The sequence below is a fragment of the Variovorax sp. J2L1-78 genome (assembly GCF_030317205.1).
GTDB classification, from domain to species: domain Bacteria; phylum Pseudomonadota; class Gammaproteobacteria; order Burkholderiales; family Burkholderiaceae_C; genus Variovorax; species Variovorax arabinosiphilus.
On record NZ_JASZYB010000001.1, the window covers coordinates 2,199,128 to 2,211,851 of the forward strand.

The 12,724-nt window shown below is 68.6% G+C and carries 11 protein-coding genes; all 11 read left to right on the forward strand.

All coding sequences use genetic code 11. From position 1 onward, the window contains the following. The first annotated feature begins 132 nt into the window (after window positions 1-132). From QTH86_RS10450 to QTH86_RS10500, 11 genes are read left to right on the forward strand one after another with little or no spacing between them, the layout of a single operon-like run. A complete protein-coding gene (locus QTH86_RS10450; RefSeq protein ID WP_286644758.1) occupies window positions 133-1,068 on the forward strand; it encodes a dihydrodipicolinate synthase family protein in 936 nt (311 codons plus the stop codon). Between the two features lie 41 nt (window positions 1,069-1,109). Further along, window positions 1,110-2,723 (forward strand): ABC transporter substrate-binding protein, encoded by a 1,614-nt coding sequence (locus QTH86_RS10455; protein WP_286644757.1) that lies wholly within the window; start codon window positions 1,110-1,112, stop codon window positions 2,721-2,723. 1 nt (window position 2,724) lies between these two features. Further along, window positions 2,725-3,756: an ABC transporter permease gene (locus tag QTH86_RS10460; RefSeq protein ID WP_286644756.1), complete on the forward strand. Its 1,032-nt coding sequence runs from the start codon at window positions 2,725-2,727 to the stop codon at window positions 3,754-3,756. Then, window positions 3,753-4,601, forward strand: coding sequence for an ABC transporter permease (locus QTH86_RS10465; RefSeq protein ID WP_286644755.1), 849 nt, complete (start codon window positions 3,753-3,755; stop codon window positions 4,599-4,601). Before QTH86_RS10460 ends, QTH86_RS10465 begins: the two co-directional genes overlap by 4 nt. After that, window positions 4,598-6,277: a dipeptide ABC transporter ATP-binding protein gene (locus tag QTH86_RS10470; RefSeq protein ID WP_286644754.1), complete on the forward strand. Its 1,680-nt coding sequence runs from the start codon at window positions 4,598-4,600 to the stop codon at window positions 6,275-6,277. Before QTH86_RS10465 ends, QTH86_RS10470 begins: the two co-directional genes overlap by 4 nt. Then, window positions 6,274-7,269 (forward strand): NAD-dependent epimerase/dehydratase family protein, encoded by a 996-nt coding sequence (locus QTH86_RS10475; RefSeq protein ID WP_286644753.1) that lies wholly within the window; start codon window positions 6,274-6,276, stop codon window positions 7,267-7,269. Before QTH86_RS10470 ends, QTH86_RS10475 begins: the two co-directional genes overlap by 4 nt. Next, window positions 7,266-8,027 carry an SDR family oxidoreductase gene (locus QTH86_RS10480; RefSeq protein ID WP_286644752.1) on the forward strand — a complete coding sequence of 254 codons (762 nt, stop codon included), beginning with the start codon at window positions 7,266-7,268 and terminating at the stop codon, window positions 8,025-8,027. The genes QTH86_RS10475 and QTH86_RS10480 overlap by 4 nt, the downstream gene beginning before the upstream one ends. Beyond that, window positions 8,024-9,463 carry an NAD(P)-binding domain-containing protein gene (locus QTH86_RS10485; RefSeq protein ID WP_286644751.1) on the forward strand — a complete coding sequence of 480 codons (1,440 nt, stop codon included), beginning with the start codon at window positions 8,024-8,026 and terminating at the stop codon, window positions 9,461-9,463. The genes QTH86_RS10480 and QTH86_RS10485 overlap by 4 nt, the downstream gene beginning before the upstream one ends. Before the next feature lie 6 nt (window positions 9,464-9,469). Next, complete coding sequence (locus QTH86_RS10490) at window positions 9,470-10,249, forward strand: SDR family oxidoreductase (protein ID WP_286644750.1); 780 nt, start codon at window positions 9,470-9,472, stop codon at window positions 10,247-10,249. Beyond that, window positions 10,249-11,718: a dihydropyrimidinase gene (hydA, locus tag QTH86_RS10495; RefSeq protein WP_286644749.1), complete on the forward strand. Its 1,470-nt coding sequence runs from the start codon at window positions 10,249-10,251 to the stop codon at window positions 11,716-11,718. Before QTH86_RS10490 ends, hydA begins: the two co-directional genes overlap by 1 nt. Further along, window positions 11,715-12,656: an N-carbamoyl-D-amino-acid hydrolase gene (locus tag QTH86_RS10500; RefSeq protein ID WP_286644748.1), complete on the forward strand. Its 942-nt coding sequence runs from the start codon at window positions 11,715-11,717 to the stop codon at window positions 12,654-12,656. The genes hydA and QTH86_RS10500 overlap by 4 nt, the downstream gene beginning before the upstream one ends. The last annotated feature ends 68 nt before the right edge of the window (window positions 12,657-12,724 follow it).

The following is a 12,724-nucleotide window of genomic DNA, read 5'->3' on the forward strand; positions in this document are numbered from 1 at the left end:
GCTCGGCAAGCAAGGTGCTTAACAGCAGGTTAAGGATGCCGCACACAAAGGCACGCGACATGCGCGGAGCCGACATCAAGAATGCACACGACCCCGGCCATCCCGTGCGATGACCGACGCCACGGAGCCTTCATGACTGTCACTGCCCCTGCCAACGCTTCTCTCGCTGCGCCCTCGGGCGTCTACGTGATCTGCCCCACGCCCTTCCAGGCCGATGGCACGCTCGACCTTGCCAGCATCGGCACGCTGGTCGAATTCCAGGTGAGTGCCGGTGTCGCCGGCCTGGCCATCCTGGGATTCCTCGGCGAGGCCCACAAGCTGTCGAGCGAGGAGCGTCGCACCGTCGTCGCGACCTTCGTGCGCTGCGCCGAAGGCCGGCTGCCGGTGTGGGTCGGCGTGCGCGCGCTCGGCCTGGCGGGCGCCATCGAGCAGGCGCGCGAGGCGCAGGAATTGGGCGCGACGGCCGTCTTCGCAGCCCCGCTCGACGGCGCATCGGACGCGATGCAGTTCGAGTACTACGCCACGCTCGCCAAGTCCGTTGCCATCCCCGTGATCATTCACGACTTCCCCGATTCCTTCGGCACCGAGATCAAGGCCGAGGTCGTGGCCAGGCTCGGCCGCGAAGGCGGCGTCGGCATGATCAAGATGGAAGAGCCGCCGGTCGGCCAGAAGATCACGCGCATCCGCGAACTCGCCGGCGACAGCATGCGCATCTTCGGCGGCCTGGGCGGCGTGTACCTGCTCGAGGAACTGCAGCGCGGCGCCGTCGGCACCATGACCGGCTTCGCCTTCCCCGAGATCCTCGCGGCCATCTACGAACGCTTCGCGGCCGGCGACGAAGCCGGCGCCGCGGCCGTGTGCGACAAGTACTGCCCGCTGATCCGCTACGAGTTCCAGCCCAAGATCGGCCTAGCCCTGCGCAAGTACATCTACATGCGCCGCGGCGCCATCGCCTGCAACGCAATCCGCTCGCCGGGCATGCGCATCGACGACATCACCACGCGCGAACTCGAAGCCGTGGTCCAGCGCGTCGGCCTCGCCATCGATGCGCCGCCGCTCCGGTTCTGACCTCCCTGCCATCTCCACCCTCCCTGATCGAGAGCGAAACCATGAAGACCCAGCGACTCCCCTTCTTCGTTGCCTCCGCCATCGCGATGTCGGTCGCGCTGTTGAGCGCGCCCGCGTCCGCGCAGAGCCGTACCGAGACGATGCGCTTCGTCACCGGCGGCACCGTCAACACGCTCGACCCGACGATGCTCGGCACCACGCGCGAGGCCTTCACCGTCGGCATGAGCACCTACGACCGCCTGGTGTCCTTCGGCAAGAAGAAGCAGGGCGACAACTGGGTGTTCGACCTGGAGAACATCCGCGGTGAACTGGCCGAGCGCTACGTCATCGCCCCCGATGGCCTGAAGATCACCTTCTACTTGCGCAAGGACGCGAAGTTCCAGGACGGCACGCCCGTCACTGCCGACGACGTGAAGTGGTCGCTCGACCGCGCCGTCAGCGCCAAGTCGCTGGCCGCCGCGCAGCTCTTGACCGGCTCGATGACCAAGCCCGAGCAGTTCAAGGTGATCGACGCCAGCACCTTCGAGGTCACGCTGCCCAAACCCGACCGCCTGGCGCTGTCGAACCTGGCGACCGTCTACCCGATCATCATCAATTCGAAGGTCGCCAAGTCGCACGCCACGGCCGAAGACCCGTGGGCGCAGACTTGGCTCAAGGAGAACACCGCCGGCAGCGGCGCCTACAGCGTCGAGACCTTCAAGCCGGGCGAGCAGATCATCCTCAAGCGCAACGAGGCCTGGACGCGCAGCGCCGACGGCAAGCCGGCGCCCTTCAAGCGCGTGATCGCGCAGACGATTCCCGAAGCCGCGACGCGCGCCAACCTGGTCGAGCGCGGCGATGCCGACCTGGCCATCGATCTGCAGGCCAACGATGCCGCCTCGCTCGCCACCAAGGGCAAGGTCAAGGTCATCTCGACGCCGCAGTACAACGCGGTCAGCTTCATCTCGTTCAACACGCAGATGAAACCCTTCGACAACGTCAAGGTGCGTCAGGCGATCGCCTATGCGCTGCCCTACGACGACATGTTCAAGGCGGCGCTGTTCGGCCGCGGCAAGCCGCTGTTCAACGCGACCTGGAAAGATGGCCCGCCGAGCGCCGACTTCCCGATCGCACAACCCGTGAAGCTCGACCTGCCGAAGGCCAAGCAGCTGCTGACCGAAGCGGGCTTTCCGAACGGCTTCGAGACGCCTTTCGCCTTCAACCTCGGCCAGGCCAACATCGCCGAGCCGATGGCCGCCCTCATCAAGGAATCGCTCGCCAAGATCGGCATCAAGGTCGACATCCAGAAGCTGCCCGACGCACAGATGTCCACGCTCATCAACGAGAAGAAGGCACCCTTCTTCACCGAGAACATCGTGGCCTGGCTGCCGTCGAACGACTACTTCTACCGCAACTTCTACACCGGCAACCAGCGCTGGAACTACAGCTCGCTGAACGACCCGAAGCTGGTCGAGATCGCCGAGAAGGCGCGCTTCGAGACCGACCCGGCCAAGTACGCGGCCTACGCCAAGCAGCTCAACGCGATGGCCTTCGACCTGATGGCGCAGATCCCGATCTGGCAGGCCAGCCAGGACGCGGTGATGGTGCCGTCGCTCGACGGCTACGTCTACCAATTCCACCGCCAGGTCGACTTCCGCGACGTGAGCCGCAAGTAACGTGAGCCTGCTCGCCACCACTCTGCGCCGCACCGGCCGGCGTTTCGTCTCCTCGCTGCCGGCGCTGTTCGGTGTGCTCGTCTTCACCTTCCTGTTGATGCGCGTGCTGCCCGGCGACCCGGCGGTGTTCTTCGCCTCGGGGGCCAACTCGGGCAAGGAAGAGATCGAGATGGTGCGCAAGCAGATGGGGCTGGACAAACCCATCCCCGAGCAGCTCTTCCTTTACCTGAAGGACGTGGGCACCGGCAAGCTCGGCCGTTCGCTCACCACCGGCCAGCCGGTGGTGGCCGACATCCGGCAGCGGCTGCCCGCGTCGCTCGAACTCACCTTCACCGCCCTGCTCATCGCGCTGGTCAGTGCGGTGCCGCTGGGCATCCTGGCCGCGCTGCGCGCCGGTTCCTTCATCGACCACGCGGTGCGCATGTTCTGCGTGGTCGGCGTGTGCGTGCCCACCTTCGTGTCGGGCCTGCTGCTGGTCTACGTCTTCTATTACATGTTCGGCATCGCGCCCGACCCGACCGGGCGGCTCGACGTCTTCACCAGCGCGGCGCCGCGGGTCACGGGCTTCCTGCTGATCGACTTCCTCATCGCCGGCGACATGGCCGGCTGGTGGGCCGCGGCCAAGCAGCTGGTGCTGCCGGCCCTGACGATGGCGCTCTTCGTGCTGGCACCGATCGCCCGCATCACGCGCGCCTCGATGCTGGCCGCGCTGGGCAGCGACTTCGTGCGCACCGCGCGCTCCATCGGCCTGCCGGCCTGGCGCATCGTCGTCACCTACGCGCTGCGCAATGCGGTGCTGCCCGTGCTGACCATCCTGGGCATCGTCTTCTCCACCATGCTGGGCGCCAACGTGCTGGTCGAGAAGGTGTTCTCGTGGCCGGGCGTGGCGTCGTATGCGCTCGACGCGCTGCTCGCATCCGACTACGCGCCGGTGCAGGGCTTCGTGCTGCTCATGGCCTCGATCTTCGTGATGGTCAACCTGACGGTCGACATCCTCTACAGCATCTCCGACCCTCGCATCTCCATCGAATGAGCACTGCCACCTTGAACCATGTCGCGTGGGTGTTGCGCGGCAATCCGCTGACGGCGGTCGCCGCGGTCGGCGTCGCCATCCTGTGCGTGCTGGCGGCCATCGGGCCGTGGATCGTCCCGTACAACCCGACCGCGTCCGACGTCGCGATCGCCCTGCAGGCACCCAGCGCGCTGCACTGGGCCGGCACCGACCAGCTGGGGCGCGACGTGTTCAGCCGCACCGTCGTTGCGGCCCGGCTCGACCTGATGATCGCCGCGTCGGCCGTGAGCCTGTCCTTCGTGGTCGGCGCGGTCATCGGCAGCATCTGCGGCTATGTGGGAGGCCGGCTCGACCGCATGGTCGGCCGCTTCGTCGACGTGCTGATGGCCTTCCCGCTCTTCGTGCTGGCGATGGCGATGGTGGCGGCGCTGGGCAACCGCGTCGAGAACATCGTGATCGCCACGGCCTTCATCAACCTGCCCTTCTACATCCGCTTCGCGCGGGCCGAGGTCAACGTGCGGCGCAACGCGGGCTGGGTGGAATCTGCCCGCGCCTGCGGCGACTCGCACCTGTCGGTGATCCTGCGCTTCCTGCTGCCGAACATCCTGCCGGCGATGGCGGTGCAGATCTCGCTGAACCTCGGCTGGGCGGTGTTGAACGCGGCGGGCCTGTCCTTCATCGGCCTGGGCGTGCAGCAGCCGACGCCCGAGTGGGGAATCATGGTGGCCGAGGGTGCGCGCTTCATCTCCACCGGCAACTGGTGGCTGGTGGCCTGCCCCGGCTTCGCACTGATGATCGCCGTGCTCTTCTTCAATCTGCTGGGTGACGGCCTGCGCGACATCCTGGATCCGAGGATGCGGACATGAGCGCAGAAAGACTCCTGGATATCGACGACCTGCGCGTCAACTTCTCCACCCGGCGCGGCATGGTCGAGGCGGTGCGCGGTGTGAGCCTGTCGCTGGACGTGGGCCAGACGCTGGGCATCGTCGGCGAAAGCGGCTCCGGCAAGTCGGTCACCGCCTTCGCCGTGACGCACCTGCTCGAAGCGGCCGGCCGCATCGTCGGCGGGAAGATCCTTTATCGCGGCCAGGACATCACGCATGCGACCTGGAAGAGGCTGCGCTCGACGCACGGCGCGGCCATCTCGATGATCTTCCAGAACCCGCGCGCGGCGCTCAACCCGATCCGCACGGTCGGCCTGCAGATCGCCGATGCGCTGAAGGTCCACACCAACCTCACGCCCGCAGAAGCCCGCGCACGTGCGCTCGACCTGCTGAAGGACGTGCTGATCCGCGAGCCCGAGAAACGGCTCGATGCCTACCCGCACGAGCTGTCGGGCGGCATGTGCCAGCGCATCATGATCGCGATGGCGATCGCGAGCGAACCGGCCCTGCTGATCGCCGACGAGCCCACCACGGGCCTCGACGTGACCACGCAGAAGACCGTGATGGACCTGCTGGCCGCCATCACCGCCAAGCGCGGCATGGCGACCATCCTGATCACGCACGACCTCGGCCTGGCGGCCAAGTACTGCAGCCGCGTGGTCGTGATGGAACGCGGCCAGGTCGTGGAAGACGCGCCACCGCTGCAGCTCTTCAGCGCGCCCGCGCATCCGTACACGAAGCGGCTGGTGGCGGCGTCGCCGACGCTGACATCGACCATCGCCGACCTCGTGATCGATGGCGGTGACGCACTGCCGGTCGTCGCTGCGCCCAAGGCGCCGTTGCCGCCCGGCACACCGCTGCTGCTCGAGGTTCAGAAGCTGTCCAAGCACTACCCCGGCGGCATCACGGCGGTGAACAACGTGTCGTTCCGGCTCGCGCGCGGCGAGAGCCTCGGCCTGGTGGGCGAATCGGGCTCCGGCAAAAGCACCATCTCGCGCATGCTGTGCCGGCTGATCGACGGGAGCGAGGGCGACATCCTGTTCGACGGCGGCAGCATCGGGCAGATCAAGGCCAACGACTTCCACAAGTCACCACTGCGCAAGGACATCCAGATCGTCTTCCAGGACCCGCACGACAGCCTGAACCCGCGCTTCAACGCCTTCGACTGCATCGCGCATCCGCTGCGCCGGCTCGAAGGCATGTCGTCGGGCGCTGCGCTCACGAAGGCCGTCAACGACTGCGCGCTGCGCGTCGGCCTGCCGCTCGAACTGCTCGAGCGCTTTCCGCATCAGCTCTCGGGCGGGCAGAAGGCGCGCATCGGCATCGCACGCGCCATCGCCTGCAAGCCACGCCTCTTGGTGCTCGACGAGCCGACCGCGGCGCTCGACGTGTCGGTGCAGGCGGTCATCCTGCAACTGCTCGACCGCCTGCGCCGCGAGGAAGACCTGGCCTTCCTGTTCGTCAGCCACGACCTCAACGTGGTGCGCATGATGTGCGAGCGGACGATCGTGCTGCGCAACGGGGAGGTGGTGGAAGAAGGCCTAAGCGCCGACCTGTTCCGCGCGCCAAAGTCGGCGTACACGCAGGCCCTGCTGGCCGCCATCCCGCATTTCGAACCGCACGCGGCACCCGTGGCCTTCGAGGCGGTGCCGGCATGAGGAAGACGCTGGTCTTCGGCGGCGCCGGATTCGTCGGGCTCAACATCGCCGAGCGGCTGCTGGCCGAGGGCGAGGCCGTGGTGCTGTTCGACCGGTTGCCGCTGCCGGCTGCGGCGACGGCCACGTTCGCGGCGCTGCCGGGCTCACTGGAAGTGCTGCAGGGCGACGTGACCAACGTCGACGCCATCACGCGCGCGATGACCTACGAGATCGACACCGTGGTGCTCGGCTCCGCCGTCACGGCCGACGCGGCGCGCGAGGCGCGCGACCCGGAGACGATCCTGCAGGTCAACCTGCTGGCGCTCACGCCCATCCTGCGCGCGGCCCGCGATGCGGACGTGCGGCGGGTCATCAACCTCAGTTCAGCGGCCGCCTATGGTCGTGCGGCGATGGGCGGGGCCATGGTCGACGAAGACACGCCACCGCAGCCGGTCGGCCTCTACGGCATCACCAAGTTCGGCTCCGAGATGATCGGCGGCCGTCTTGCGGACCTGTGGTCGCTGGACTTCGTCAGCCTGCGCCTGAGCGGCGTGTTCGGTCCGTGGGAGCGCGCTACCGGCGTACGCGACACGACCAGCCCGCAGTTCCAGATCACCGAGGCGGCGCGGCGCGGCACGCCCGCGCTGCTGGCGCGGCCCGGCCTGCGCGACTGGGTCTATGCGCCCGACGTGGCGCGCGCGGTGCACGCAGTGGCGCAGGCGCCTTCGCTGCAGCACCGCCTCTACAACGTGTCGTCGCCCGTGAGCTGGTCGGCGCTGGCCTGGGGCGAACGCCTGGCCGCGCTACGCCCTGGCTTCGAATGCCGGCTGTCGCGCGACGGCGAGACGCCGACCATCGACCTGCACGCACCCACCGACCGTGCGCCGTTGTCGACCGCGCGGCTGCACGCCGAGCTCGGCTGGGAAGCAGCCTGTGCCATGGCGGCATCCGCCGATCATCTCGACGCCTGGTGCCGACAGCACCACGCATCGCCCATCAAGGAAACCCCGTGAGATTGAAAGAACAGGTCGCCATCGTCACCGGTGGCGGATCGGGCATCGGGCAGGCTTCGGCCCTGCTCTTTGCGCGCGAAGGCGCACGCGTGGCGATCGTCGACCGCGAACTGGCGGCGGCAGAAGACACGGCCAAGCGGATCCAGGCCGAAGGCGGCGAGGCGATGGCCTTCGGCGCCGACGTCGGCGCGCCCGGCACGGCGGACGCCAACGCCGCCGCGGTGCTCGCACACTGGGGGCGCATCGACGTGCTGATGTGCGCCGCCGGCTTCTCCTGCGGCGGCACCGTGCTGACGACCGCCCCGGAAGACTGGGACGCGGTCTTCCGCACCAACGTCGGCGGCACCTGGCTGTGGGCCCGCGCCGTGGTCCCGGCCATGCAGCGTCAGGGCGGCGGGTCGATCATCACCTTCGCGTCGCAACTGGCGCTGGCCGGCGGCCGCGGCAACAGCGCCTACATCGCGGCCAAGGGCGCGATCATGAGCCTCACGCGCACCATGGCGCTGGACTTCGCGGCCGACGGCATCCGCGTCAACGCGATCGCGCCCGGCGCCATCGACACGCCGATGCTGGCACGCGGCTTCGGCCGCCAGGCCGACCCGGACGCGGCACGCGAGGCCTCGCGCCAGCGCCATGCGCTGGGCCGCTTCGGGCGCGCGGAAGACATCGCCAACTCGGCGCTGCACCTGGCCAGCAGCGCGTCGGCATTCACGACCGGGACCACGATGGTGGTCGACGGCGGATGGCTGGCCGCATGAGCACGCCACCGAGCGCACTCGACGCGCTGGAAGCCCGGGTCGCGCGCGAGCTCGCCAGCATCGCCCACCCGCACCAGCCCTGGCTCACGCCGCGCACCGGCCCCGACGGGCAGCCGGCCCTCGACGTGCTGATCGTCGGTGCCGGCCAGTCGGGCAGCGCCACGGCCTTCGGCCTGCTGCGCTCGAAGGTCGACAACATCCTCGCCATCGATGCGGCGCCCCTCGCCGGCGAAGGCCCGTGGACCACCTACGCGCGCATGCACACGCTGCGCAACCCGAAGGACTACACCGGCCCCGACCTCGACATCCCGAGCCTGACCTGCCGCGCCTGGTACGAGGCGCGCTTCGGCGAGGCCGCGTGGGACGCGCTCGACATGCTGCCCAAGGGCCTGTGGGCCGAGTACCTGCTGTGGGTGCGCCGCGTGACGAAGGTGCCGGTGCAGAACGACACGCGGCTGCTGCGCATCGCGCCGGTCGAAGGCAGCGACCTGCTCGCAGCCGAAGTCGAATCGGCTGGCCAGGGTCGCACGCTGTACGCCCGCAAGATCGTGTTGGCCACCGGCCAGGAAGGCGTGGGCCGCTGGGCCATCCCGTCGACGCTCGCAGGCCTACCCGCCGACCGCTGCGTGAATTCGTCGCAACCCTTCGACTTCGAACGGGTGCGTGGCAAGACAGTGGTCGTGATCGGCGCCGGCGCATCGGCCTTCGACAACGCGGCAACCGCGCTCGAGGCTGGTGCGGCCGAGGTGCACCTGCTGTGCCGCCGGCTCGAACCGCAGGTGGTGCAGCCCTACCGCTGGCTCACCTTCCGCGGGTTCCTCCGGCACCTGTCGGACCTCGACGACACCTGGCGCTGGCGCTTCATGCGGCACATCCTGGGCCTGCGCGAAGGCTTCCCACAGCCGACCTACGACCGCTGTGCGACGCACGCCAACTTCCACCTGCACACCGGCAGCAGCGTGACAGGCAGCCGCTTCGACGGCGCAGAGGACCGCATCGAACTCGACACGACGCAAGGCGCGATGCACGCCGACTTCGTGATCAGCGCGACCGGCATCGACGTCGACTTCGCGGCCCGCCCCGAGCTGGGTGCATTCGCGCACAACATCGCCACCTGGGGCGACCGCTATACACCGCCCGCCGACGAGCAGGACGCACGGCTGGCCGCCTTCCCGTACCTCGCCGACGACTACGCCTTCAGCGAGCGCAGCGCCGGCGCCACGCCGTGGCTGCGCAACGTGCACCTCTTCGCGATCGGCTCGACGATGAGCTTCGGCGCGTCGGGCTCGTCGATCAATGCCCTGACGACCGCCATCCCGAAGCTGGTGTCTGGCATCACCCGCGGCCTGTTCCGCGACGATGTCGAACAGCACTGGGCCTCGCTGCGCGCCTACGACGTGCCGCAAGCCATCATCACGCCACGCCAACCAGGATAGACAAACATGGATCTCGGACTCTCGACACGCACGGCGCTGGTCTGCGGCGCCAGCAAGGGGCTCGGCCTCGGCTGCGCGCAATCGCTCGCACGCGAAGGCGTGGCGGTGACCCTCGTCGCGCGCGGCGCCGAAGCGCTGGAAGCCGCCGCCGCGGCCATTCGCGCCGCCACCGGTGCCACGGTGACGGCCGTGGCCGCCGACATCACCACGCCCGCCGGCCGTGCCGCCGCGCTGGCCGCCTGCCCGGCGCCGGACATCCTCGTGACCAACGCCGGCGGCCCCAAGCCCGGCGACTTCCGCGACTGGGACCGCGACGTGTGGATCGCGGCCCTCGACGCCAACATGCTCACACCCATCGAACTGATCCGTGCCACCGTCGACGGCATGATCGAACGCCGCTTCGGCCGCATCGTCAACATCACCTCGGGCGCGGTGAAGGCGCCCATCGACATCCTCGGCCTGTCGAACGGTGCGCGCTCCGGCCTCACCGGCTTCGTCGCCGGGCTGGCGCGCAAGACGGTGGCGCACAACGTGACGATCAACAACCTGCTGCCCGGCCCCTTCGAGACCGACCGCCTGCGCGAGACCGCGCGGCAATGGTCCAAGCAGAGCGGCAAGAGCGAAGAGACGGTGTTGGCCGAGCGCCGAGCCGGCAATCCGTCGGGCCGCTTCGGCACGCCGGCCGAGTTCGGCGACGCCTGCGCCTACCTCTGCAGCGCGCAGGCCGGCTTCATCACCGGCCAGAACCTGCTGATGGACGGCGGCCACTACCCGGGGACCTTCTGATGAGCGACACACCCTTCGACCTGACGGTGCGCAACGGGCGCATCTCCACCGACACCCAGACCTTCGAGGCCGACATCGGCATCCGCGATGGCGTTATCGTCGCGATCGAGAAGAAGCTCTCGCTCGGCCGCGACGACATCGACGCCGCCGGCCGCTGGGTGCTGCCGGGCGGTATCGACAGCCATGTGCACGTCGAGCAACTCTCGGGCATGGGCGTGATGTGCGCCGACGACTTCCATTCGGCCACCGTGTCGGCCGTGTTCGGCGGCACCACCACGATCATCCCGTTCGCGGCGCAGCACCGCGGCATGAACATCCCGGCGGTGATCGCCGATTACAGCCGCCTTGCGCGCGAGAAGGCCGTGATCGACTACGGCTTCCACCTGATCCTGGCGAACCCCGACGAAACAGCGCTGACGGTCGACCTGCCCGAGGCGATCCGCAACGGCATCACCTCGCTCAAGGTCTACATGACCTACGACAGGCTCAAGCTCGACGACTACCAGCTGCTCGACGTACTGGAACTCGCCGACCGCGAAGGCGCACTGGTGATGCTTCACGCCGAGAACCACGACATGATCCGCTGGCTCGCGCAGCGCCTCATCGAGCGCGGGCTGAAGGCGCCCAAGTTCCACGGCGTCGCACACAACCCGCTGGCCGAGACCGAGGCCACCTTCCGCGCCGTGTCGCTGTCGCGCCTGCTCGACGTCCCGGTGCTGATCGTGCACGTGGCGGGCCAGGAAACGGTGAAGGTCATTCGCGACGCGCGCGCGCTCGGTGCGCAGGTGCACGCCGAGAGCTGCCCGCAGTACCTCTTCCTCACGGCCGACGACCTCGACCAGCCGGGCCTCGAAGGCGCCAAGTTCTGCTGCAGCCCGCCGCCTCGCGATGGTGCATCGCAGGAGGCCGTGTGGGAGGGCCTGAAGGACGGCACGCTGGGCGTGTTCTCGTCCGACCATGCGCCCTACCGTTTCGACGAGACCGGCAAGCTGCCCAAGGGCGAGCAGACCGGCTTCAAGGACATGGCCAACGGCGTGCCGGGCATCGAGCTGCGCATGCCGCTCCTGTTCTCCGAAGGCGTGATGACGGGCCGGATCACCATCGAGCAGTTCGTCGCGCTGACCTCGACCAACCATGCGCGCATGTACGGCCTGGCGCCGAAGAAAGGCAGCATCGCCATCGGCGCGGATGCCGACCTCGCGCTGTGGAACCCGGCGCGCGAGACGACGATCACCTGGTCGATGCTGCACGACAACGTCGGCTACACGCCCTACGAAGGCCGCACGCTGCGCGGCTGGCCCGAAGTGGTGCTCAGCCGCGGCCGCGTGGTGGTCAAGGACAACACGCTGAATGCCGAACGTGGCTCGGGGCGCTACGTGCCACGCGGCAAGCCGGAGCCGATGCAACACAAGGCGGCCGTCACCAGCAAGGGGGCCCTCTCCGCATGGACGAAAGGAATGACCGCATGACCAAGGAACGTTTCGGCCTGGCCGTAGCCCAGCTCGGCCCCATCCACCTGAACGACAGCCGCGAATCGGCCGTCGCGCGGCTGATGGAAATGATGCGCGAGGCGGCGGGCCGCGGTGCGAAGCTGGTCGTGTTCCCCGAGCTCGCGCTCACGACCTTCTTCCCGCGCTACTGGATGAGCGAGGAAGAAGCCGAGGCACGCTTCTTCGAGCCTGCGATGCCCGGCCCCGCGACACAGCCGCTGTTCGACCTGGCGAAGTCGCTGGGCATCGGCTTCTACCTGGGCTATGCGGAGCGCACCACCGACGGGCAGCGCTTCAACACGTCGATCCTGGTCGACGACCAGGCGAACATCGTCGGGCGCTACCGCAAGATCCACCTGCCCGGCCATTCGGACCACAAGCCCGAGGCGCCCTTCCAGCATCTGGAGAAGAAGTTCTTCGAGGTCGGCAACGACGGCTTCGGCGTGTGGCCGATGCTGGGCACGAACGTCGGCCAGTGCATCTGCAACGACCGCCGCTGGCCCGAGACCTTCCGCGTGATGAGTCTGCAGGACGCGCGGTTGGTGGTGCTGGGCTACAACACGCCATCGTGGAACATCCACTGGACCGAGCCGCCGCACCTGCGCATGTTCCATCACCTGCTGTCGCTGCAGGCCAACGCGTACCAAAACGCGCTGTGGATCGGTGCCGCGGCCAAGTGCGGCTCGGAAGACGGCTTCCACATGATCGGCGGCTCGGCCATCGTGGCGCCCACCGGCGAGATCGTGGCGCAGTCGCAGAGCGAGGACGACGAGGTGATCTTCGCGGCGGTCGACATGACGCTGGGCGACAACTTCCGCAACAACGTCTTCAACTTCGCGAAGCATCGGCGGCCGGAGCACTATGGGTTGATTCTTGAGCGCACGGGCGTCGGCGCGCCTTTGACTCGCGAGGGGTGAGCTGCCTTCGTTGGGGGCGTCGGCGGGCGGCATGCCTGCGGGCGGCAGACGTCTCCGGCCCTTCGGGC